Origin of the sequence: Pseudomonas sp. CAN1, from assembly GCF_030462585.1 — a bacterium.
Taxonomy (GTDB): Bacteria; Pseudomonadota; Gammaproteobacteria; order Pseudomonadales; family Pseudomonadaceae; genus Pseudomonas.
In genome coordinates this window covers 76,890-98,488 of sequence record NZ_JASMRU010000013.1, presented here as the reverse complement: position 1 = coordinate 98,488, position 21,599 = coordinate 76,890, and the positions used below count along the sequence as shown (strand labels likewise).

Annotated in this window: 19 protein-coding genes; 7 read left to right on the top strand and 12 right to left on the bottom strand. The window is 66.5% G+C overall.

Going from position 1 to position 21,599, the window contains the following annotated elements:
- Positions 1-26: 26 nt before the first annotated feature.
- Positions 27-1,166: an acyl-CoA dehydrogenase family protein gene (locus tag QO207_RS18000; protein ID WP_301533685.1), complete on the bottom strand. Its 1,140-nt coding sequence runs from the start codon at positions 1,164-1,166 to the stop codon at positions 27-29.
- 145 nt (positions 1,167-1,311) lie between these two features.
- Here QO207_RS18000 and QO207_RS17995 point away from each other — a divergent pair, with 145 nt between their 5' ends.
- A complete protein-coding gene (locus QO207_RS17995; RefSeq protein WP_301533684.1) occupies positions 1,312-1,776 on the top strand; it encodes an N-acetyltransferase in 465 nt (154 codons plus the stop codon).
- Between the two features lie 194 nt (positions 1,777-1,970).
- Here QO207_RS17995 and QO207_RS17990 read toward each other — a convergent pair whose 3' ends face one another.
- Positions 1,971-3,287, bottom strand: a complete 1,317-nt coding sequence (locus tag QO207_RS17990) for an OprO/OprP family phosphate-selective porin (RefSeq protein WP_301533683.1) — start codon at positions 3,285-3,287, stop codon at positions 1,971-1,973.
- 300 nt (positions 3,288-3,587) lie between these two features.
- On the opposite strand from QO207_RS17990, the gene QO207_RS17985 reads away from it, so the two are divergent.
- Positions 3,588-4,520, top strand: a complete 933-nt coding sequence (locus tag QO207_RS17985; protein WP_301533682.1) for a DedA family protein/thiosulfate sulfurtransferase GlpE — start codon at positions 3,588-3,590, stop codon at positions 4,518-4,520.
- A gap of 293 nt (positions 4,521-4,813) precedes the next feature.
- Here the strand turns inward: QO207_RS17985 and QO207_RS17980 are convergent, their stop codons facing one another.
- The 3 genes from QO207_RS17980 to QO207_RS17970 are packed head-to-tail and all read right to left on the bottom strand — an operon-like array spanning position 4,814 to position 6,779.
- Positions 4,814-5,053 carry a zf-HC2 domain-containing protein gene (locus QO207_RS17980; protein ID WP_301533681.1) on the bottom strand — a complete coding sequence of 80 codons (240 nt, stop codon included), beginning with the start codon at positions 5,051-5,053 and terminating at the stop codon, positions 4,814-4,816.
- Positions 5,047-5,655, bottom strand: a complete 609-nt coding sequence (locus tag QO207_RS17975; protein WP_301533680.1) for an RNA polymerase sigma factor — start codon at positions 5,653-5,655, stop codon at positions 5,047-5,049. Before QO207_RS17975 ends, QO207_RS17980 begins: the two co-directional genes overlap by 7 nt.
- 2 nt (positions 5,656-5,657) lie before the next feature.
- Positions 5,658-6,779, bottom strand: coding sequence for a beta-ketoacyl-ACP synthase III (locus tag QO207_RS17970; RefSeq protein ID WP_301533679.1), 1,122 nt, complete (start codon positions 6,777-6,779; stop codon positions 5,658-5,660).
- Between the two features lie 424 nt (positions 6,780-7,203).
- Here QO207_RS17970 and QO207_RS17965 point away from each other — a divergent pair, with 424 nt between their 5' ends.
- Positions 7,204-7,716: an ankyrin repeat domain-containing protein gene (locus QO207_RS17965; protein ID WP_301533678.1), complete on the top strand. Its 513-nt coding sequence runs from the start codon at positions 7,204-7,206 to the stop codon at positions 7,714-7,716.
- 1 nt (position 7,717) lies between these two features.
- Here the strand turns inward: QO207_RS17965 and QO207_RS17960 are convergent, their stop codons facing one another.
- Positions 7,718-8,620, bottom strand: coding sequence for a LysR family transcriptional regulator (locus QO207_RS17960; protein ID WP_301533677.1), 903 nt, complete (start codon positions 8,618-8,620; stop codon positions 7,718-7,720).
- A gap of 103 nt (positions 8,621-8,723) precedes the next feature.
- Here QO207_RS17960 and QO207_RS17955 point away from each other — a divergent pair, with 103 nt between their 5' ends.
- Together QO207_RS17955 and QO207_RS17950 are read left to right on the top strand one after the other, a co-directional pair.
- Entirely contained in the window at positions 8,724-9,908 is a 1,185-nt protein-coding gene (locus QO207_RS17955; protein WP_301533676.1) for an MFS transporter, read from the top strand.
- 88 nt (positions 9,909-9,996) lie between these two features.
- Positions 9,997-11,040, top strand: coding sequence for an acyltransferase (locus QO207_RS17950; protein WP_301533675.1), 1,044 nt, complete (start codon positions 9,997-9,999; stop codon positions 11,038-11,040).
- Here QO207_RS17950 and QO207_RS17945 read toward each other — a convergent pair.
- Complete coding sequence (locus QO207_RS17945) at positions 11,022-12,086, bottom strand: GGDEF domain-containing protein (RefSeq protein ID WP_301533674.1); 1,065 nt, start codon at positions 12,084-12,086, stop codon at positions 11,022-11,024. The two genes, QO207_RS17950 and QO207_RS17945, sit on opposite strands and share 19 nt — an antisense overlap.
- Before the next feature lie 173 nt (positions 12,087-12,259).
- On the opposite strand from QO207_RS17945, the gene QO207_RS17940 reads away from it, so the two are divergent.
- Complete coding sequence (locus QO207_RS17940; protein ID WP_301533673.1) at positions 12,260-12,694, top strand: 3-isopropylmalate dehydratase; 435 nt, start codon at positions 12,260-12,262, stop codon at positions 12,692-12,694.
- A gap of 22 nt (positions 12,695-12,716) precedes the next feature.
- On the opposite strand, the gene QO207_RS17935 is transcribed toward QO207_RS17940, so the two are convergent.
- Entirely contained in the window at positions 12,717-13,154 is a 438-nt protein-coding gene (locus tag QO207_RS17935; RefSeq protein WP_301533672.1) for an HIT family protein, read from the bottom strand.
- 154 nt (positions 13,155-13,308) lie between these two features.
- Here QO207_RS17935 and QO207_RS17930 point away from each other — a divergent pair, with 154 nt between their 5' ends.
- The gene (locus QO207_RS17930; RefSeq protein WP_301533671.1) at positions 13,309-14,013 is read left to right on the top strand and encodes a glutathione binding-like protein; all 705 of its coding nucleotides are present in this window, start codon (positions 13,309-13,311) and stop codon (positions 14,011-14,013) included.
- Positions 14,014-14,018: 5 nt separating this feature from the next.
- Here QO207_RS17930 and QO207_RS17925 read toward each other — a convergent pair whose 3' ends face one another.
- The 4 genes from QO207_RS17925 to QO207_RS17910 all read right to left on the bottom strand — a co-directional run bounded on the left by QO207_RS17925 (position 14,019) and on the right by QO207_RS17910 (position 21,578).
- On the bottom strand, positions 14,019-15,035 hold the full coding sequence (locus QO207_RS17925; RefSeq protein ID WP_301533670.1) for an AAA family ATPase: 1,017 nt from the start codon (positions 15,033-15,035) through the stop codon (positions 14,019-14,021).
- Positions 15,035-15,628, bottom strand: a complete 594-nt coding sequence (gene pnuC / locus QO207_RS17920) for a nicotinamide riboside transporter PnuC (RefSeq protein ID WP_301533669.1) — start codon at positions 15,626-15,628, stop codon at positions 15,035-15,037. Before pnuC ends, QO207_RS17925 begins: the two co-directional genes overlap by 1 nt.
- Positions 15,629-15,658: 30 nt before the next feature.
- Positions 15,659-19,729: an ATP-dependent RNA helicase HrpA gene (hrpA, locus tag QO207_RS17915; RefSeq protein WP_301533668.1), complete on the bottom strand. Its 4,071-nt coding sequence runs from the start codon at positions 19,727-19,729 to the stop codon at positions 15,659-15,661.
- A gap of 163 nt (positions 19,730-19,892) precedes the next feature.
- Complete coding sequence (locus tag QO207_RS17910) at positions 19,893-21,578, bottom strand: methyl-accepting chemotaxis protein (protein WP_301533667.1); 1,686 nt, start codon at positions 21,576-21,578, stop codon at positions 19,893-19,895.
- Positions 21,579-21,599: the final 21 nt, after the last annotated feature.

Below are 21,599 nucleotides of genomic sequence, written 5' to 3'. Positions count from 1 at the left end.
CTCAATCGATGCGTGGGCGCCGCGCCTCAGAGCTTCATGCCGCGGCTGATGATCTCTTTCATGATCTCCGAAGTACCGGCGAAGATGCGCTGGATGCGCGCGTTCGCGTACATCTTGCAGATCGGATACTCCCACATGTAACCCCAGCCGCCGTGCAGTTGCACGCCCTCATCGACCACCTTGCAGAGCAGCTCGGTGGTGAACAGCTTGGCCTCGGCGGCCACTTCGGGGGTGAGCTTCTTCTGGTTGTGGTCCATCACGCAGCGGTCGGTGAAGACCTGCGCCACGTCGATCTGCGTGCGCATCTCGGCGAGCTTGAAGCGGGTGTTCTGGAAGTGCGCCACCGGGCGGTCGAAGGCCTTGCGCTCCTTCACGTAGTCGATGGTCGCGTTCAGCGCTGCCTCGGCGCCTGCTACCGCGCCGCAGGCGTTGGTCAGGCGCTCCTGGGCAAGCATGTTCATCAGGTAGAAGAAGCCGCCCTTGGCGTCGCCCAGCAGGTTTTCCTTCGGCACCTTCACGTTGTTGAAGAACAGCTCGGCGGTGTCCTGGCTCTTCATGCCCAGTTTCTTCAGGTTGCGCCCGCGCTCGAAGCCTTCCATGCCGCGCTCGACCACGAACAGGCCCATGGCGTGCTTGTTGTTCGGATCGGTCTTGGCCGCGACGATGACCAGGTCCGCCAGCAGGCCGTTGGAGATGAACACCTTGGAGCCGTTGAGGACATAGTGGTCGCCCTTGTCCACCGCCGAGGTGCGCATGCCGGCGAGGTCGGAGCCGGCCGACGGCTCGGTCATCGCCACCGCCAGGATGCTTTCGCCACGGATGATCCCCGGGAGCCAGCGGGCTTTCTGCTCGGCGTTGCCGTACTCGGCGATGTAGGGACCGCACAGCGCCGAGTGCAGCGGGATCATGAAGCCCGGCTCGTTGATGGCGGCCAGTTCCTCGCACATGATCTGTTCGTAGCGGAAATCCTTCAGCGCGGTTCCGCCGTACTCCTCTTCCGCCCAGGGCAGCAGGAAGCCCATCTCTCCGGCCTTGCGCCAGACACTTCGGTCCACCACGCCAGCCTCCTCCCATTCCTCCTGGTGAGGCACCACTTCCCTGTCGAGGAAGGTACGGAACGCATCGCGGAACAGGTTGTGCTCGGTCTCGAAGTGATTGCGCAGCATGGTCGACTCCCGGTGGGTTGAGTGCCCGCAGGGTAGGTGCTGGCCGCGCGCGGCCTCAATGACGGGAGCGCTCAGGCTCCATTGACGCAATCGCCCAACGGATGCGAGTGTGAAACTTCCCAAAGCTGCACCGAAGAGCGCCCGCATGCAGATTCGACCTTTCCAGGCGGAGGACTTCCCGCCGTACGAAAGCTGGTTCGCCGACCCGGTGCTCTACGCGCAGCTCGGCCCGATGGATCGCTACTGGCTGGAACAGGTGCTGAGCGATGCAGACAAGGCCCTGTACAGCATCCTGCGCGGCGACCTGCTGGTGGCCGTGGTAGGAGTTTGCCTACCGACCCCGGCGCACCCTTATTACTTCGTCACCGACCTCGCCGTACGCCCGGAACTGCGCGGCACCGGCGTAGGGCGCGCGGTGATGGCGCTGGTGATGAACCGGGCGGAACTGCAGAGCAGCCCCTTGTGGCGGGCCAGCGTGCGGCCGGACAACCGGGGGGCGCTGGCCTTCCTCATCAAGCTGGGCTGGACGCGCCTGGAAATGGGCAACCCGTTCGATGAGCTGCTCGAGTTCGAATTCCGCCGAAGGCCAGCGGGGCCCTTGCTCCGCTGATCCAGCCGGGGCGTAGGAACGGAATTTGTCCGCGATGGCTCACCGCCTACCCCGGGCCCACCCGATCGCGGATGAATCCGCTCCTACGCGAGCGAGAGATTCGGTGTGCGTAGGAAGGTAATTTTCCGACTCGATAAAAAAACCCCGCCGAAGCGGGGTTCACACAAAGGAGTCAAACGGTATTGCTGTAGTTCTTAGAACACGTACTGCAGACGGGTCACGATGCCGTTGCCGTCGTCGTCGCCGTTGGCGTTGCGGATGCCATCGGTGCTGACGTGGACGTAGTCCAGGGAGACTTTCACGGCTTCGTTGGCGTACCAGTTCACACCGACGGTGTTGGTGCTGGCCTTGGTGTCGCCCACGTCGCGGGTAGCGGAAGCCACCACCACGTTCGGGTCATCAACCTTGATGTGGTCGTAACGGTAGAAGACTTCCCAGGCACCGATTTCCTTGTTGGACGGCTTGATGGTGTCGAACTTGGCGCCATCGAGCTTATACACACGGGACTCACCGGTGATGGTGTAGGCCAGTTGGCCGTAGTAGCCGTCAGCCTTGATGTCCTGGAAGGCATCGGCGTCAGCCTTCAGCTTGCGCTTCAGGTATTCGGCCTGAGCGGAGAACGGGCCGATGGCGTAGGCGAATTCAGCACCCCAGGTGGAGTCGTCCTTGTAGGAACCGGCCGGGCTCAGGGTGGCGCCGCCAAAGGTGGCGCGGTTGCCGTTGTCGCCAGCGTCGTTACCGCCGTTGGTGGCGATACCACGCATGCCCAGACGCGGACGGATGCGGGAGTCGAAGGCTACGTCGTCCAGGTCGCGGTAGGCGTAGTCCACACCTACGTGCAGGACGTTGCCGTCGGTGTTCAGCGGAGCGAACACACCACGGAAGTTGAACTGCTTGACGCTGTCGCCGTCGGTGTCGTCGGCGTCCTTGGAGTACACGCCGGCATCCAGGTAAGCCATGTTGCCGATCACGCCGCCAACCTGGGCACCCAGACCGTCCTGGTGGGTGTTGATCCAGTCAGCCAGCTCGTAGGCAGTAGTACGCTCGGTAGCGGTAACCCACTTGGAGCTGGTGGCTTTTTCCAGACCGAAGTCCGGGTCGAAGCGGCCGAACTTCAGGGTAACCGGGCTGAAGCCGGTGTAGCTGAAGGAAGCCTCGTCGAAGTAGCCGTTGTCAGCGTTACCCGAGTTGTGGGACATGTCGTAGTTGATCTGGTATTTCCAGTCTTTGTAGACAGTGCCGCCCAGCTCGATGTAGGCGCGGCGGAAGTAGGCGCCGTCACCGTCGTTGCCGTTCTTGGTGTAGAAACCATCGAAGCGGCTGTAATCCGCTTGCAGACGGCCACCAAGCTTGAAGCTGAATTCCTTGTCGGTGGTGCCGACTTCAAGACCGCCTTTGGTCTTGATCACGATATCGGCGCCATCGGTGGTGACTGTGCCTGCGAAAGCCTGGGCGGAAACGGCCAGTGCCAGGGCAGTGGCGGCGTAACCGGCGAAGTGCTTACGGATCATCGAAGATTCCCCTTAATGGTATTTGCGTTGAACACGCCGAGTGCCTGGCTGCTGCGCGCCCCCCAAGGACTCGCACAGGCCGTTCTGGCGGCCCCCGTTTGTGTTGCTGGGAATCTTGGCGAGGGGTTATTTCAGCGCCGTTGCTCCTAGATAAAACTTTTATTACAGCGGAACTTTTGATTCCCTTGAGTCATAAAGGTCCTAGGCCATGCCAGACTAGGCTCGTAGGCCATTTCGCAGGACTGCTTTGGCGGTATGCTTGCCGCCTTCTTCTGAAAGACCTTTCCTTCAGGCTTTCCCATGAACGAACTGCAACCCCTGATTCAGCAGCACGGCCTGAGCCTGCTGTTCCTCAACGTCCTGCTGGAGCAGTTGGGCTTGCCGATCCCTGCCTACCCGGCATTGATCGTTGCCGGCGCCCTCGCCCTGCAGGGCAACGGCGTGCCTCTGGGGCAGGCGCTGGCGGTCGCAGTAATCGCCTGCCTGGTCGCCGACCTGATCTGGTTCTGCGCCGGCCGGCGCTATGGCGGCTTCATGCTGCGCAGCGTGTGCCGTGTCTCGCTGTCGCCGGACAGCTGCATCCGCCAGAGCCAGAGCCTGTACCTGCGCATCGGCCCGCGCGCGCTGCTGATCTCGCGCTTCCTGCCCGGCGCCAGCGCGCTGACCACCACCATGGCTGGCATGACCCGCACACCGCTGCCGCGCTTCCTCGCCTACGACTGCGCCGGCGCGGCACTCTGGGCCGGCTCCGCCCTGCTGCTCGGGAGCATCTTCAGCAGCGCGGTGGACCGCATCCTCGACCTGCTCACCGAGTACGCCAGCGTCGGCGTCGCGGTATTGCTGGGCGCCTTCGCGCTGTTCATCGCCTGGAAGCTGTGGCAGCGCTTCAGCCTGCTCAAGCGCACTGCGCGGGTCCCTCGCATCAGCGTCGACGAGCTGCGGGCGCGCCTGGACGCTGGCGAGCCGCCGCTGATTCTCGATGTACGGGCACAGTTCGATGACGAGGCAATCCCCGGCTCCATCGCCTTCAGCCTGGACGGCGCGCTGGACGAGCTGCGTGGCAGCCTGGAAGACAAGGACGTGGTGATCTACTGCGCCTGCCCCCACGAGCTTTCCGCGGCGATGCTGGCGGAGCGCTTGCAGGCGTTCGGCCACCCGCGAACGTGGGCGCTGTCGGGTGGGTTGGATGCGTGGCGGGCGCAAGCACCTGCGTCGGTCCTGAATCCGACGTAGGAGCAACTGTCTTCTTCTGAAAATCCTTGCCGGGGGTTTCCCTCTCCCTAACCCTCTCCCTGAAGGGAGAGGGGACTGTACGGCATCAAGCGGAACCCCATGCCTCCCGGCCATACCGAGCGGCTCCCTCTCCCTTCGGAGCGGGGCGCGCAGCCAGGGCGGGGGAGAGGGTTGAGGCCGGCACTGGATTATCCAGGTAGGAGTGGACTCCGTCCGCGATTGGCATCCGCCGTGTAGAAATCGCGGATGAATCCGCTTCTACGCCAACACCCAGCGCGGTAGCGAGCTGAGGCTCAGCGCCGCGCGCTGTCGCGGCGCAGTTCGGCAAGGTGGTCGGCCAGACGTTCCGACTCGGGACGCGGCGGTTCCGGCAGCAGGCGCAGGGTCGCCTGGGCCAGGCGCATCTGCCGCAAGTAGCGCCGGCAGTTGCGGCACAGCAACAGGTGCCGGCGCAGCGCGAGCTTCTCGCGCCAGCCCAGTTGTTCGTCCAGCAGGTCGCTGGAGCGCGCTACCAGATCCTTGCAGGTCAGCATTCCCCGGTCTCCTCGAAGTGCTCCACGGTGGCGAACACCTTCAGCCGCGCACGGTGCAGCAGCACCCGGACATTGGAGAGCGAAACCTCCAGCAGATTACAGATCTCTTCCAGTTCCAGCCCCTGGCGCTCGCGCAGCAGCAATACGCTGCGCTGCAGCTCGGAGAGGCTCAGCAGGGTCTTTTCCAGGCACTGGCGCAGCTCGTCCTCGGCCAGCAGGGCTTCGGGCGAGTCCTCGTGCCAGGCCAGCGGCGCCGGACTCCAGTGGCCGTCGGCGGCGAAACGGGTTTCGTCGAGGCTGCCGTGGGGCGCGGGGAGGTCGTCCAGCGAAACGTCGCGGCGGACCTTGCGCAGGCGGGATTTGGCGGTATTGGCGGTTATGGTCAGTAGCCAGGTCTTGAGGCTGGAGCGCCCCTGGAAACCATCGAGGTTGCGCACGGCGGCGAGCCAGGCATCCTGCACCACTTCATCGGCATGGGCGGCGCCGACAATGGCAATGGCCACGGCGCGCATCGCGCCCTGGTAGGTGGCTACCAGGGTGCGGAAGGCCTGCTGGTCACCGGCCAGCAGGCGCGACAACAGCTCGTTGTCGTCGGCGGGCACGATCAGCGCTTGCGCAGGATCACGCTGCCGATGGAGTAGCCGGCGCCGAAGGAGCTCAGCACGCCGATGGAGCCGGCGGGCAGGTCGTCCTGGTACTTGTGGAAGGCGATGACCGAACCGGCCGAGCTGGTGTTGGCGTAGGTGTCGAGGATCACCGGCGCTTCGTGGGCCTCGGCCTCACGGCCGATCAGCTTGCGGGTGATCAGCAGGTTCATGTTCAGGTTGGCCTGGTGCAGCCAGTAGCGCTTCACGTCGCTGACCGGGATGTCGTTCTGCGCCAGGTGCTCGCCGATCAGCTCGGCCACCATCGGGCAGACGTCCTTGAACACCTTGCGGCCTTCCTGCACGAACAGCTTGTCGCGGCTGCCGATGCCCTCTTCCGCGGCGCGGTTGAGGAAACCGAAGTTGTTGCGGATGTTGTTGGAGAACTGCGTCAGCAGCTTGGTGCTGACCACATCGAACTGGTGCTCGCTAGTGGCCTGGTCGGCACGCTCGATCACCACGGCGGTAGCGGCGTCGCCGAAAATGAAGTGGCTGTCGCGGTCGCGGAAGTTCAGGTGGCCGGTGCAGATTTCCGGGTTGACCATGAGGATCGCGCGGGCCTGGCCCAGCTGCACGCTGTTGACTGCGGCCTGGATGCCGAAGGTGGCCGAGGAGCAGGCGACGTTCATGTCGTAGCCGAAGCCCTGGATGCCGAGAGCGGCCTGCACTTCAATGGCCACGGCCGGGTAGGCGCGTTGCAGGTTGGAGCAGGCGACGATCACCCCGTCGATGTCGGCGGGGGTGCGGCCGGCACGCTGCAGGGCCTGCTTGGCGGCAGCGGTGGCCATCTCGCAGAGGATGCCCCAATCGTCGTTGGAGCGCTCCGGGATGCTCGGCGTCATGCGCTGCGGATCGAGAATGCCTTCCTTGTTCACCACGAAGCGGCTCTTGATGCCGGAAGCCTTCTCGATGAACGCCGAGCTGGACTCGGACAGTGCCTCGACTTCGCCCCTGGCGATGGCTTCGGCGTGCTGCTCGTTGTGACTGCGGACGTAGCTGTTGAAGGATTCCACCAGTTCATCGTTGGAGATGCTGAACGGCGGGGTATACAGGCCGGTTCCGCTGATCACGACTTTATGCACGGTCAATCCTCTTCTCAATCTGCGCCGCCGGGCCGGGCGGCAAGGTTAGGCATCAAGGTGCCCGCCCGCTGGCCGGCACTGGATATTCGTCGCTCCGCGTCCTGGCGCGAAGGCTTCGGGATGGCGATCCCCGCAACCGGGCAGTGTGCCACTCCCACCGACGGTGGGCACCTTCGCCCGCCCGGCGGTTCGCGGTATCACCCCAGGTGCAACCGCTGATCGCTGATTATGCTGCAATTTTCGCCGAAAAGCCGCCGTGCAGGGGCGGCATTTGCGCAAGATGATGGACGCAGATCACGCCGGGCCTGCCCTGAAGCAACGGATTGAAATTTTTCACCGGCACCATAGGCACAGTGTTGGCGCGCCAAAGTGCGCGACTCCTTATCCTTCAGTGCATTCCCGACCTTGCCAAGGAGACTTCAGGATGAGTGCCGAAACCCGCCCGGAAATGGACGAACAGACTCTGGAATTCGCCAATCAGGTGATCGACCTCGCCCGCCAGGGCGATACCCCGCGCCTGACCGAGTTGCTACAGCAGGGCCTGCCGGCCAACCTGCGCAACCACAAGGGCGACAGCCTGCTGATGCTGGCCAGTTACTACGGCCACCACGACACCGTCGGCGTGCTGCTCGACCACGGTGCCGACCCGGACCTGCGCAACAACGCCGGGCAGACGCCCCTGGCCGGCGCCGCCTTCAAGGGCGACCTGGAGATGGTGCGCCTGCTGCTCAGCCGTGGCGCCCAGGTGGAAGGCACCTCCCCCGACGGCAAGACCGCATTGATGATGGCGGCGATGTTCAACCGCCCGGAAATCGTCCGCTGCCTGCTGGAACACGGCGCCGACCGTGAGGCCCGCGACGCCAGCGGCCTGACGGCGCTGGCCGCGGCGAAGATGATGGGTGCGCCCGACACGCAGGCTTTGCTCGAAGCCGCCTGAATCAATCGATGCGCACATGCTCGGCGAGGAAGTCGAGCACCGCGCGCACCCGCGCCGGCAGGTGCCCCGGCTTGCCCAGGTAAAGCGCGTGCATTGGCTTGCGGTCGCCGGGGTTGAAGTCCGCCAGCACCTCCACCAACCGTCCGGCAGCGATATCCTCGCGCACCTGGAATTCCGCCAGCCGCGCCAGCCCCAAACCGGCCAGTGCCAGGTGGCGCACGCTGTCGCCGTCGCTGGCCTGCACGTTGCCGTTGGGCTCGGCCTCCTCCAGCGGCCTGCCGAGGAACGGCCAGTCCGGCTCGATGCGCCGGTAGCTGAACCCCACGCAGTTATGCCGCGCCAGCTCCCGCGGGTGCAGCGGAGTACCGTGCCGCGCCAGGTAGTCCGGCGCGGCGATGACCTTGTGCGCGGACTCCCCCAGCGAACGCGCCACCAGCCGTGAGTCGCGCAGTGGGCCGCTGCGCACGGCCACGTCGGCGCGCACCTCCAGCATGTCCACCACTTCGTCAGTCAGTTGCAGGTCGAGGCTGACGCCGGGGTAGCGCGCGAAGAACAGCGGCAGCGCCGGGATGAGGAACTGCCGGCCCACCGGCAGGTTGCAGTTGATCCGCACCCGCCCCTGCGGCTCGGCGCTGGCCGAGGCCTCGCGTTCGGCCTCGTCCAGATCGGCAAGGATGCGCAGGCTGCGCTCGTAGAACGCCGCGCCTTCGGCCGTAAGCTGCTGGCGCCGGGTGGAACGGTTGAACAGCCGCGCGCCGAGACGATCCTCCAGGCGCGCCACCAGCTTGCTCACTGCCGAAGGTGTCATCCCGCACTGCTGCGCGGCGGCGGTGAAGCCGCCGGTTTCCACCACGCGGATGAAGACTTCCATTTCGCCGAAGCGGTTGACGTCGGGGCGTGCCATGTTGAATTCAATTCACAGGTGATTTGCTCAAAGGCAGTCTATATCAGCAATCCACACAGCGATAACGTGGCGCCCATTCTACGAATCATCCGGGAGATCCCACGTGCCCATTGCCTTGTATGCCTTGACCGCCGGTGCCTTTGGCATCGGCGTTACCGAATTCGTGATCATGGGATTGCTGCTGGAGGTCGGCCATGACTTCGGCGTGTCCATCTCCGCCGCCGGCCTGCTGATCTCCGGCTACGCCCTGGGCGTGGTGCTCGGTGCGCCACTGCTCACCGCCCTCACCGCGCGCTGGCCGCAGCGCCGCACCCTGCTCGGGCTGATGGTGATCTTCACCCTCGGCAACCTTGCCTGTGCCCTGGCGCCGGACTACGCCACGCTGATGGCGGCCCGAGTGCTCACCTCCTTCGCCCACGGCACCTTCTTCGGCGTCGGTTCGGTGGTCGCCACCAGCCTGGTGCCGGCCGAACGCCGCGCCTCGGCCATTGCGCTGATGTTCACCGGCCTCACCGTCGCCACCATCCTCGGCGTGCCGCTGGGCACCTGGCTCGGTCAGCTGTACGGCTGGCGCGCGGCCTTCTGGGTGGTGACCGGCATCGGTGTGCTGGCCCTGGCGATCCTCGCGCTCTACCTGCCGCGCAACAGCGCGCCGCCGGCCGCCGGCAACCTGCGCGACGACTTCCGCGTGCTGAAACGCCCGGCCGTGCTACTCGGCCTGCTGACCACCGTGCTCGGCTTCGGCGGCGTGTTCACCGTATTCAGCTACGTGTCGCCGCTGCTGACCCGCCTTGCCGGCTTCTCCGAAGGCGCTGTATCGCCGGTGCTGCTGGTGTTCGGCGGCGGCCTGGTGCTGGGCAACCTGCTCGGTGGCAAGCTGGCCGACCGCCGGCTGGTGCCCGCCCTGCTCGGCAGCCTGGTGGCGCTAGCGGTGGTGATGGGGCTGATGAGCTTCGCGTTGCAGAACCAGGTCGCCGTGGTGATCTTCATCGCCCTGCTCGGCGCCGCCGGTTTCGCCACCGTGCCGCCGCTGCAGATGTGGGTGCTGGAGAAGGCCCACGGCGCCGGCCAGAGCGTCGCGGCCAGCTTCAACATCGCCGCGTTCAACCTGGGCAATGCCCTGGGTGCCTGGCTCGGTGGCATGACCATCGACCACGGCCCCGGCCTCGCCGCGCTGCCCTGGGTCGGCGCCATGCTGCCGGTGGCGGCCATCATCACCGCGCTGCTGTGCCTGCGCCTGGAGCGCGGACCGGCGCTACCGGCAGCGACCGTCCAGCAGGCCCGGTGAACGATCGGCGAAACCGCACTGTCGAGGAAAGGGGCGCGCACTGTCGCGCCCCTTTCCTTATATCCACAGACGGAGGACTCGCCCACCCATGCTGGTTTCGCTTCAGGCACTGCGGGCACTGGCCGCCTGGCTGGTGGTATTCCATCACTTCATGCAGGTGTTCTTCGATTTCCGCGCCGACAGCCTCGGCGGCAAGCTCCTCTCCACCCGCGGCCAGGTCGGGGTGGACATCTTCTTCGTCCTCAGCGGCTTCGTGATCCACCTCTCCAGCGCCGGCCGGCCGATGTCACCAGTGACCTTCCTGGTCCAGCGCCTGGCCCGCGTCGCCCCGGCCTACTGGCTGTACACGGCGATCACCGCGCTGATCATCTATGCCTTCGCCGACGTGATGCCGGTCTACGGTGTCGGCGGCAAGTCGCTGCTGCTGTCGCTGCTGTTCATCCCGAGCGAGAACCCCGGCGGCTTCGGCCTCTACCCGGTGTTGCCGGTGGGTTGGACGCTCAACTTCGAAATGCTTTTCTACGGCCTGTTCGCCCTGTCCTTCCTGGTCGCCGAACGCTGGCGCCCCTGGCTGGTGACCGCGCTGGTGCTGCTGGTGGCACAGGTGCTGGCGCGCGAGCCGTGGCTGAGCAACTTCTACCGCAACCCGATCATCTTCGAGTTCCTCCTCGGCCTCGGCCTGGCAGCGCTGTACCGGCGCGGCTGGCTGAACTGGCCACGCCCGTTGGCTCTGACGATGGCGGCCGTGGCGGTGACGACCATCGCGCTGTTCCCCGCCGACCACCCCTGGCGCCTGCTGACCTGGGGCCTGCCCGCCGCCGCGCTGCTGGCCGCCTGCGTGGCGCTGGAGCCGCTGTTCGAGCGCAGCCGGGTGCTGCATGCGTTGGGCGACTGGTCCTACTCGGTGTACCTGCTCCACGTCATCGTGCTGTGGCTGGCCGCCTACTGGCTGCATGAACGGCTGGGCCTGACGCCGTACCAGACGCTGAGCATCAGCGTGCCGGCGATTCTGCTGCTGTCCTGGCTGAGCTACGAGTGGGTGGAACGGAAGATGGCGCGGCAGGTGCGCAGCGCCTACGCGCGGATTGCCGAGCCGCTGGCAGCCCGGCGAGCTCAGGCCGGGTCGCTGTAGACCAGGCGGTTGCGCCCCTCGGCCTTGCCGCGATACAGGCGGCGGTCGGTGCAGCGGTAGAGCTCGTCCGCATCCAGCCCGTCGCCCGGCCATTCGGCGAGGCCGAAGGTAGCGGAGATGCGGATGCGCTGGCCGTGGTACATCAGTGAGGCCTCGTCGATCTCCCGGCGCAGCGACTCCACCAGCGGCTTGGCGTCGAAGCGGTCGGTGAACGGCAGCAGCAGGCCGAACTCCTCGCCGCCGAGCCGGCCGATCAGGTCGGTGGCGCGCAGGCGATGGCGCAGGCGCGCGCACAGATGCTGCAGGGCCTTGTCGCCGGCGTCATGGCCGTACTGGTCGTTGATGCCCTTGAAGTGGTCGACGTCGAGCACCACCAGCACCAGCCGCGTCTCGTAGCGCGCCGCCTCCTGGATGCAGCGGCGCAGCGCGCTCTGGAAGCTCTCGCGGCTGGCCACCCCGGTCAGCGCGTCGGTCAGTGCCAGGTGCCGCAGCTGCTTGTAGGCGGCGGCGCGGCGTTCCTCGTAGACATGCATGAAGGCGATCACCAGCACGCCGCAGAAGATGCCGTTGCCGATGTCGATCAGCCCCGGCGCATCCAGGCGCAGGTGGTTGGCGTGCAGGTACATCACCGTGGCGATCAGCATGAACGGCACGGCGAGCAGGAACCCACGCCACTTTCCCAGCAACAGGTAGGCCATCACCGGCATCAGGTAGACCCAGACGAAGGCCGACGCCGAGGCGTTGGGCATGACGATGATGTAGAGGATGAAACAGAAGGTCGGCAGCAGGTAGGCGATGATCCACGGCACCAGCCGGCGGACCCGCTGCAGACGGTGCGCTGCCCACAGCAGCAAGCCGCAGGTGGCCAGCTCGGCGCCGGACAGCCAGAGGTTGCCGGCGAGGAATTGCAGGATCGAGAACAGCCCCAGGGTCGCCCCGGTACAACCGAAGATCAGCCGCATCAGCAGGCGGTGGTCGGCTTCCTCCAGGCCCGTCGGCCCGGCGTTGGAATCGAAAATCCGTTCGGGGTCGCTGTTGCGGTGCATCGCCCTGCTCCTTGGCTCGACCGCCCGGCGGTTCGGCCGATATGGCGGCATCCGGGCACTCCAGCCCGATTCAGGTTTCCTGAAGACTACTCCAATTTCCTACAACGCGTTGCGAACCCGACGGAATCCGGGTGAATGGGCTAGCCTAGGCGCATTGTCCATGGAGGAAGTCTATGCGTTCGATCCTTGCCGTGCTGTCCGTGCTCGCCGTTGCCACTGGGGTACTGTCCGGTTGCGCCTCGTACCAGAGCGATGAAGTCCACCCGGTTCCCGCCGACCGCCTGCTGGGCTACCAGCAGCCGGGCAAGGACAGCGTCAAGGTCGACGTGACCCGCGACGTCGGCTACATCGGCGGCGGCTGCTACGTCGCCCTCACCATCGACCACGAGATCGCCGCGCGCATCGGCAAGGGCGAGGCGGCCAGCTTCCACGTACCGGCCGGCAAGCACGTGGTCGGCATCATCGGCGACAAGGATGGCGACGGCCTGTGCAGCAAGGCCATGCTGCGTCGCGAACTGCTGGTACCGCTGGAGCCGGGCGGCAACAACGCCTTCCGCATCGTCAGCGACAACCGTACCGGTTTCGACATCAAGCCGGCGGTCGAGTAAACCCCGACCGCACGGGCGCGCCTCAGCCGTTCAGGCGAGCAACGAGGCGCGCCTGCAGCTTCTCCAGCTCCAGCGCATCGGCCTTGTTCGCCGCGTGAATGCCCAGGCCTTCGCCGGCATAGCGCGGGACGATGTGCACGTGGATGTGGAACACCGTCTGCCCGGCCGGGGCGCCGTTAAACTGGGCGACCTGCACGCCATCAGGGTTGAGCTCGTCGACGATCACCGCGGTCAGGCGCTGCACCACGCGCATCACCTTGGCCAGGGCGTCCGGGTCGACTTCGAGGATATTGCGCGCCGGGGAGTTCTTCGGGATCACCAGCGCGTGGCCGTAGGACTGCGGGAACAGGTCGAGGAAGGCGAGCACATCGTCGTCCTCGTAGAGCTTGTAGCAGGGGGCGTCGCCCTTGATGATCTGGGCGAAGATGTTCTGCGGATCGTAGGTGCCGTGCAGGCTCATGCTGGGTTCCTTGTCTGTTGACCGCGTCGGGGGCCATTGGCTTGTCTATGGGCCCGCACCATACCGGGTTGTCGCGCGCGGGTCATGACCGGCGGCGCGCGGAGGGCTATCCTGAGGGCCGACTCACGATCCTGCTCACCTGACCGGAGTATGCATGTCAGACCTTTCCGCGTTCCCCATCACCCGCAAATGGCCCGCCGAACACCCTGACCGCCTGCAGCTGTATTCGCTGCCCACGCCCAACGGCGTGAAGGTGTCGATCATGCTGGAAGAGCTCGGCCTGCCCTACGAGCCGCACCTGGTCAGCTTCGAGCGCAACGACCAGCTGTCCCCGGAATTCCTCTCGCTGAACCCGAACAACAAGATCCCGGCGATCCTCGATCCCAACGGCCCCGACGGTAAGCCGCTGGCGCTGTTCGAATCCGGCGCGATCCTGGTCTACCTCGCCGACAAGACCGACTCGCTGATCGCCCCCGGCGCCAGCGGCCGCTACGAAACCCTGCAGTGGCTGATGTTCCAGATGGGCGGCATCGGCCCGATGTTCGGCCAGATCGGCTTCTTCAACAAATTCGCCGGCAAGGACTACGAGGACAAGCGCCCGCTGCAGCGCTACGTGGACGAATCCAAACGCCTGCTGAGCGTGCTCGACCGCCACCTCGAAGGCCGCGACTGGATCATGGGCGAGCGCTACACCATCGCCGACATCGCCACCTTCCCGTGGATTCGCAACCTGGTCGGTTTCTACGAGGCCGGCGATCTGGTGGGCTTCGACAACTTCCACAACGTCAAGCGCGTGCTCGAGCGCTTCCTCGCGCGGCCGGCGGTGCAGCGCGGGCTGAACATTCCCAAGCGCGACTAAGGCTGCTAGCCCAGCGCGCGGAGCACTTGCTCCGTGCGCTGCTCCAGCGTCCCGCTCAACAGCTGGTAGTCGATGCCGCGCCGTTGCAGCTCGGCGACGTACCAGGCCTGCTGCCAGCGGCGGAAATCCTCTTCGCGCCGAGTGCCGTCCTGCACGAAGGGAAAATCATCGGCGCAGAGGAACACCCGCGCGTAAGGTCGCTCGGCCAGTCGCTGCAACGCCTCCTCGGCGCGACCGAACATCGACTGGCAGTAGAGCAGCGTGGTCAATGGCGAGGTATCGCAGAACAGGTAGCGCGACGCCTTCGCGCACGCCTCGGTTTCACGCGCCACCTGGGTTTCGGCGATGTGCAGCAGGTCGTCGTAGACCAGCGCCCCGCCCTTCTCTTCCCACAACTCACGACCGTACTCGGCCACGTATTGCGTTCCCGTGACCTGCGCCAGCCGCTGGCTGAGGGTGGACTTGCCGGTGGACTCGCCGCCGAGAAAAACCACACGCTCGACGAAATCCGCGTAGACCGACGGCGCGAGGAAATCGCGCAGTGCGTGCACATCGCCACGCAACGCCGTGCCCGAGACCGGCACCGTGACGCGCAGGCGGTCGACACTGACATGCCGCACCGGATGGCCGAAGCTCGCCGCCAGATGGGCCGCGAAGCCATCGCCGTAGTCTTCGCTGGTGAACACCGCCTGCACGGTCTCGCCGATCACCTCCCGGCAGAAGTCGGCGACGAACTGCCGGTGCAGGCCTTCCGCCGCGTCGTTCTCCGGTAGCTCCGGCAGCTCCTTGCCTGCTGCGCGCCAGGCCGCCACTCGCGCGGGGGTAATGACCCAGCTGGGCAGCTCGGCGTAGCGTTCGCGCAGCCACTTCTCCCGTAGCGACGCCGGGCAGCCGGGCATTTCCGGCAGCGAATAGCACAGCAGGTAGAGGCGCCGGCACTGCTGCTGCGCCTGTAGGATCAGGTGTTCATGCCCCCGGTGCAGCGGCGAGAACTTGCCGACGATCAGCCCGGCCTCGACCATCAGGCCGGCGCTCCTGCCGCGACCACGGGCCGGCCTTGCAAACGCAATTCGGCGCGCCAGCGATACAGGCCGTACCAGGCGTTAAACCAGAACAACAGGTAAAGCGCCGCCGTCAGATACAGGCCGCGCGAGGCATACAGAGGTACTGCGAGGCTGTTCACCAGCAGCCAGATGAACCAGTTCTCCAGACGCCGGCGCATGAGCAGGAACTGCGCCAGCACGCTGAATGCCAGCACCAGCGAGTCGACCCACGGCGCGTAGGCATCGGTGAAATGGTGCAGCAGCAGTGCGTAACCCGACGCCACCAGCACCGCCAGCGCCGCCATCGCCAGCAGGTCGCGGGAGGCGGTGCGACTGATCGGCAGCGCCGCACCGGCATTGCCGCGCAGCCAGGCCCAGCAGCCCATCAGGCTGGTGACGACGAAGAAGCCTTGCAGCAGCACGTCGGCGTACAACTGCACGGTGTAGAACATCCAGCCGAACAGCAGGCAACCGACCACGCCCAGCGTCCAGGTATGGACGCTGTTGCGCGCCGCCAGCAGTACCGCCAGCAGGTTGACCAGGTTCGCGGCTATCTCGAGATTCGACGGCATGGCTTCATCCTTGTGCCAGGGCTCGGAGCATCAGGCCTCGACCTGGCTCCACTGTTTCGCCAGGCGCTTGTCCGACACCGGCACCTTCGTCCCCAGTTGCTGGGCGAACAGCGAGACGCGGTACTCCTCCAGCATCCAGCGGTACATCACCAGCTCCGGATCGCGCTTGCCTTCCTGGGCGTGCTTGGCCAGGCGCGCCGAATACTGCTCCCAGTAGCCGGCCATCTCGCCGCTCCACACCCGGTCGCGCTGGACCTGCCCGGCGACCTTGTCCAGGCGCTGCTCGACTGCCTTCAGGTAGCGCGGGTATTCCTTCAGCCATTCCAGCGGCGTATCGCGGACGAAGCCGGGGTAGACCAGCTTGGCCAGCTGCCCCTTCACGTCGTTCAGCGGCACCGTCATGGCGAGGTCGACCTTGCCCTTGAAGCGCTTCTGCAGGCCGTGCCAGAGCTTGAGGATTTCCAGGGTCAGGCGGGCGATGCGCTCGGCATGTTCGGTCCAGGCGCCGCGCTTCCTCTCGGCCAGGGAGGCGAGCCCGGCGCCATCGCGCGGCAGGTTGCTTTCACCATCCAGAATGGCGCTGTCCAGGCTGGCCAGCAGGATGTCTTCCACCAGCGACTCGACGCGGCCCAGCTCGCGGTAGAGCAGGCCCATGTCGGTCTGCCCCGGCAGCTTGCCCCGGAGGAACTTGGCCGGCTCCGCCAGCTGTTGCAGGAGCAGGCGCTGCAGGGCGCGGCGGTGTTGGTAGTCGGCTTCGGCCTGGGTCGGGAAGCGGTTCTCCTTCACCACGCCGGCCTCTTCCACCAGCGCCGGGTAAACCGTCATCGACAGCCCGGCAACCTTCTGCTGGAGCTTCTCGGCGACTTCGCCGAAGCCTTTGGCTTCCACTGGTTTCTGCGGTTTGTCCGCCTGCGGGATCGCCAGCGCGGCCTGGCTGGCCTCGGCGAAACGCGCGGTGAGTTCGGCCAGATCGCGGCCTTCGCCGAGGAACTTGCCACGGGCGTCGACCACTTCGATGTTCATCCGCAGGTGGCTTTCCACCTGGGTCTCGGCTTCCGCCCAGGCCTCTTCCGGCACGCGGCTGCCGGTCATGCGCTGCAGCTCGCGGCCGAGGGACTCGGACAACCCGCCCTCGGCGAAGACCATCTTGCCCAGCGCGGCGCGGACGAAGTCCGGTACCGGCACGAAGTTCTTGCGAATGGCCTTGGGCAGGCTGCGCACCAGCTCGATGCACTTGGCCTCCAGCAGCCCCGGCACCAGCCACTCCAGGCGCTGCGCAGGCAGCTGCGGCAGCAGCGGCGCCGGCACGCGCACGGTCACGCCGTCACGCACGTGGCCCGGTTCGAAATGATAGGTGAGCGGCAATTGCAGGTCGCCCAGGCGCAGGCGGTCCGGGTAGAGACCGGCGGTGACTTCGCTGGCATCACGGGCGAGGACGTCTTCCTCGCGCATGATCAGCAGGTCCGGCTGCTGCCTGTGCTCGCGCTCGTACCACTTCTCGAAGCTGGCGGACTGATAGATGTCCGCCGGCAGGCGCTCGTCGTAGTAGGCGAACAGGGTTTCCTCGTCGGCGAGGATGTCGCGCCGGCGCGCCTTGGCTTCCAGCTCGTCGAGCTTTTCCAGCAACTGGCGGTTGGCCGACAGGCACTTGGCGCGGCTGTTGATCTCGCCACGCACCAGCGCCTCGCGGATGAACATCTCGCGGGACACCGGCGCGTCGATGGGCCCGTAGTTCACCGGGCGGCGGCCGATGATGATCAGGCCGTAAAGGGTGACCTGCTCGTAGGCCACCACCTGGCCACGGCGTTTCTCCCAGTGCGGCTCCAGGTAGTTCTTCTTCACCAGGTGTCCGGCCAGCGGCTCCAGCCAGTCCGGCTCGATCTTGGCGACCATGCGGGCGAACAGCTTGGTGGTCTCCACCAGCTCGGCGGCCATGATCCACTGCGGCTTCTTGCGGCCGATCACGCTGGAGGGGTGAATCCAGAAACGCCGCTGGCGCGCGCCGAGGTAGTCGCCCTCCTCCGCCTTCTGGCCGATCTGGCTGAGCAGGCCGGAGAGGATCGCCTTGTGCACGGCGGCGTAGTCGATGTCGCGCGGCTTAGTGTCGGGCTCGCCGCCCTTGTAGGAGCGAGCTTGCTCGCGAACCGGCTTCGCACCTTTATCGACGGCGGGCTGGCGGCCTTTGTTGTCCTGGGGTTTCGCAGCGTTTGGCTGTTCGCGAGCAAGCTCGCTCCTACGAGAAGCGTCGGGCTTGGTGAACGGCAGCTGCAGTTCGCGGCAGATCAGCGTCAGTTGGCGGTGCGCATCGCGCCACTCGCGCAGGCGCAGGTAATTCAGGAAGTTCTTCCGGCACCAGTTGCGCAGCGGGTTGGAGCCCAGCGCCTGGCGCTGCTCCTCGAAGCCGCGCCAGAGGTTGATCAGCGCGGCGAAGTCCGAGTCCGGGTCCTTCCACTGCGCGTGGGCCTGGTCGGCGGCCTGCTGGCGGTCCATCGGCCGCTCGCGCGGGTCCTGCACCGACAGCGCGCTGGCCACGGTGAGCACTTCCGGCAGGCTGCCCAGCTGCGCCGCTTCCAGCAGCATGCGGCCCAGCCGCGGGTCGACGGGCAGGCGCGCCAGCTGGCGGCCCAGCGGCGTCAGCTGGCCCTCGCGGTTCACTGCCGAGAGTTCCTGCAGCAGGGTGAAGCCGTCGTTGATTGCCTTGCTGTCCGGCGGCTCGATGAAGGGGAAGGCCTCGATGTCGCCCAGGCGCAGGTGGAGCATCTGCAGGATCACCGCCGCCAGGTTGGTGCGCAGGATCTCCGGATCGGTGAAGGCCGGGCGGCCGTTGAAGTCTTCCTCGCTGTACAGGCGCACGCAGATGCCCGGCTCGACCCGGCCGCAACGGCCCTTGCGCTGGTTGGCGCTGGCCTGCGAGACGGCTTCGATGGGCAGGCGCTGGACCTTGGCGCGGTAGCTGTAGCGGCTGATGCGTGCGGTGCCGCTGTCGATCACGTAGCGAATGCCCGGCACCGTCAAAGAGGTTTCCGCGACGTTGGTGGCGAGCACGATCTTGCGCCCCGGCATCGGCGCGAAGATTTTCTGCTGCTCGGCCGGCGTCAACCGCGCATACAGGGGCAGCACTTCGGTGTGGCGCAGGTTGGCCTTGCGCAGCATGTCGGCGGCGTCGCGAATCTCGCGCTCGCCGGGGAGGAACACCAGCACGTCGCCGGGACGCTTGCCGATTTCGCGCTCGTGGGCGGCGATCTCGTCCAGCGCGCGGAGGATGCCCTGGTCCACGGAGAGGTCGTCGAACAGCGCTTCGCCGTCCTCGTCCACTTCCGCCGCCAGCGGGCGGTACCAGGTGTCCACCGGGTAGGTGCGCCCAGAGACCTCGACGATGGGCGCATCGCCGAAGTGTTTGGAGAAGCGCTCCAGGTCGATGGTCGCCGAGGTGATGATCAGTTTGAGATCGGGCCGGCGGTGCAGCAGGGTCTTCAGGAAGCCGAGCAGGAAGTCGATGTTCAGGCTGCGTTCGTGGGCTTCGTCGACGATGATCGTGTCGTAGCGTTCCAGGTAGCGGTCATGCTGGGTCTCGGCCAGCAGGATGCCGTCGGTCATCAGCTTGATCAGCGTGCTGTCGTCGCTCTGGTCCTCGAAGCGCACCTGGTAGCCGACCAGCGAACCCAGCGGCGTGCCGATCTCCTCGGCGACGCGGGTCGCCACGCTACGCGCGGCCAGCCGGCGCGGCTGGGTATGGCCGATCAGGCCGTGGGTGCCGCGGCCCAGCTCCAGGCAGATCTTCGGCAACTGGGTGGTCTTGCCCGAACCGGTCTCGCCGGCGATCACCACCACCTGGCTCTTTTCCAGCGCGGCCTTGATCTCGTCGCGCTTGGCGGCAATCGGCAGGCTGTCGTCGTAGCGAATCTTCGGGATGCTTGCGCGGCGTGCTTCAGCCTTGGCGCAGGAGGCCTGGAAGCGCTCGGCCCACTGGGCCAGCTTGGCTTCGTCAGGGTGCTTGCGCAGTTCGTGGAGCTGCCGGCGCAGGCGATGGCGGTCGCGGATCATCGCGTGATCCATGCGCTGCAGGAGCTGTTCGGGGGTCGGCGTACTGTCTGTGGTCATCGGCTTCGCGGGCATCAGGCGGGAGCGGCGCAAACAGGTGCGGAGCCGGTCCCGGAAATGGGCTGTCATGGCGACAATGGGGGAATTGTCGCAAAAGACCGGCACGGGCCGCCATGCCGATTACCAGGCTGCCCGGATTGACGGGGCGTTGCGCCCCGCCGGATCAGATACGGAACTGGCCCACGAGCTGGCGCAGGCGCTCGCCGAGGCCGTTGAGTTCAGTCGCCGTGCGTGCGCCCTTGGCGGCGTCATCCGCCACGCTGTCCACGCCGCCAGCGATCTGGTGCACGCTGCGGTTGATCTCCTCGGCCACCGCGGTCTGCTCCTCGGCGGCGCTGGCGATCTGCGCGTTCATCGAGTTGATGGTGCCGATCAACTGGGCGATGGCGTCCAGCGACTGGCCGGCCTGGTTGGCCTGGCCGCGGGTGCGCTCGGCCATGTCGCTGGCGCGCTGCATGGCGCTTACCGAGCCGTCCGTGGTGCTGCGCAGGCGGTCGATCATCTGCTGGATTTCCCCGGTGCTCTGCTGGGTGCGGCTGGCCAGGGCGCGAACTTCGTCGGCGACCACGGCGAAACCACGCCCGGCCTCGCCAGCGCGGGCCGCTTCGATGGCGGCGTTGAGCGCCAGCAGGTTGGTCTGCTCGGCAATGGAGCGGATCACCTCCAGCACGCCGACGATGCCCTGCACGTCCTGGCGCAGGGTGTCGAGGGAGTCGCTGCTTGTGCGCACCTCGCCCGCCAGGTCGTTGATCTGCGCGACGCACAGGTCCACTTCGCGCTTGGCCGCCTGGCCTTCGCGGTCGGTCTGCTGGGCGGCGTCGGCGGCCTGCTGGGCGCTGCGCGCCACTTCCTGGGCGGCGGCGGTCATCTCGTTGATGGCGGTGGCAACCTGGTCGGTCTCGTGGCGCTGGCCGTCCATCGCACGCTCGGAGCGCTGCGCCTGCTGGGCGACGTCGCCCACCAGCCCGGACAGCTGCTGGGTGGTGCCAGCGACCTGCTGGACCAGCACGTGAATCTTCTCGACGAAACGGTTGAACGAGCCGGCCAGCTCGCCCAGTTCGTCGTGGCGACCGAGGTTCAGGCGGTGGGTCAGGTTGCCGTCGCCAGCGGCCATGTCGTCGAGGTTGTCGCGCACCTGCACGATGGGCTGGACGATGGTGCGGCTGAACAACCCGGCAAGCAGGCCGATCACCACCAGCAGCGCCAGCGCCGCGCCGCCCATGAGCAGCAGCAGGTTGTCGATCTTGGCGTCGAAGGCGGCGCCGGCTTCCTTCACTTCGCGCTCGACGTCGTCGAGGTTCAGCGAGGTGCCGAACACCAGGTTCCACTTGGGCAGGAAGTGCGCGTAGCCGATCTTCGGCACGACGGTGTTGCCGCCCGGCAGGGTGAAGCTGTAGCGCACGTAGTGCTGGCCGCTCTGCCCGGCCGCCACCAGTTCACGGATCGCATAGACGCCGTTGGGGTCGCGGTAGGTGCTGAAGTCCTCGCCCAGGCGCTCGTCGCTCAGGCCCTGGAAGACGCGCACGGAGCGGGTGTCGTAGCCCCAGAAGTAGCCACCCTTGCCGTATTCGAGGCGCTTGAGGATGGCCACGCCCTGCTCGCGGGCCTGGGCATCGCCCTGGGCGGCGGCCTGGTAGACCGGGCCGACGGCAGCCAGGGCCACGTCGACGAAATTCTTCAGCTGGGCTTCGCGGTCCTGGGTGAGGTTCTCGCGGATCTGCGCTTCCTGCTGGGTTGCCAGCTGCTTCAGGGCAACGGTGGAAATGGCGCACAACAGCAAGGTGAGGAGAAGGATCGGCACGATGGCCAGGAGCAGGACCTTGGCGCGCAAACGGAGGGCAGTGTTCAAGGCGTTCACCTCAGGCGGATA

Excerpts from the sequence above, each read along its gene's own strand:
- QO207_RS18000 (WP_301533685.1), bottom strand. The coding sequence starts at position 1,166 with ATGCTGCGCAATCACTTCGAGACCGAGCACAACCTGTTCCGCGATGCG.
- QO207_RS17995 (WP_301533684.1), top strand. The coding sequence starts at position 1,312 with ATGCAGATTCGACCTTTCCAGGCGGAGGACTTCCCGCCGTACGAAAGC.
- QO207_RS17990 (WP_301533683.1), bottom strand. The coding sequence starts at position 3,287 with ATGATCCGTAAGCACTTCGCCGGTTACGCCGCCACTGCCCTGGCACTG.
- QO207_RS17985 (WP_301533682.1), top strand. The coding sequence starts at position 3,588 with ATGAACGAACTGCAACCCCTGATTCAGCAGCACGGCCTGAGCCTGCTG.
- QO207_RS17980 (WP_301533681.1), bottom strand. The coding sequence starts at position 5,053 with ATGCTGACCTGCAAGGATCTGGTAGCGCGCTCCAGCGACCTGCTGGAC.
- QO207_RS17965 (WP_301533678.1), top strand. The coding sequence starts at position 7,204 with ATGAGTGCCGAAACCCGCCCGGAAATGGACGAACAGACTCTGGAATTC.
- QO207_RS17960 (WP_301533677.1), bottom strand. The coding sequence starts at position 8,620 with ATGGCACGCCCCGACGTCAACCGCTTCGGCGAAATGGAAGTCTTCATC.
- QO207_RS17950 (WP_301533675.1), top strand. The coding sequence starts at position 9,997 with ATGCTGGTTTCGCTTCAGGCACTGCGGGCACTGGCCGCCTGGCTGGTG.
- QO207_RS17945 (WP_301533674.1), bottom strand. The coding sequence starts at position 12,086 with ATGCACCGCAACAGCGACCCCGAACGGATTTTCGATTCCAACGCCGGG.
- QO207_RS17940 (WP_301533673.1), top strand. The coding sequence starts at position 12,260 with ATGCGTTCGATCCTTGCCGTGCTGTCCGTGCTCGCCGTTGCCACTGGG.
- QO207_RS17935 (WP_301533672.1), bottom strand. The coding sequence starts at position 13,154 with ATGAGCCTGCACGGCACCTACGATCCGCAGAACATCTTCGCCCAGATC.
- QO207_RS17930 (WP_301533671.1), top strand. The coding sequence starts at position 13,309 with ATGTCAGACCTTTCCGCGTTCCCCATCACCCGCAAATGGCCCGCCGAA.
- QO207_RS17925 (WP_301533670.1), bottom strand. The coding sequence starts at position 15,035 with ATGGTCGAGGCCGGGCTGATCGTCGGCAAGTTCTCGCCGCTGCACCGG.
- pnuC (WP_301533669.1), bottom strand. The coding sequence starts at position 15,628 with ATGCCGTCGAATCTCGAGATAGCCGCGAACCTGGTCAACCTGCTGGCG.
- hrpA (WP_301533668.1), bottom strand. The coding sequence starts at position 19,729 with ATGACCACAGACAGTACGCCGACCCCCGAACAGCTCCTGCAGCGCATG.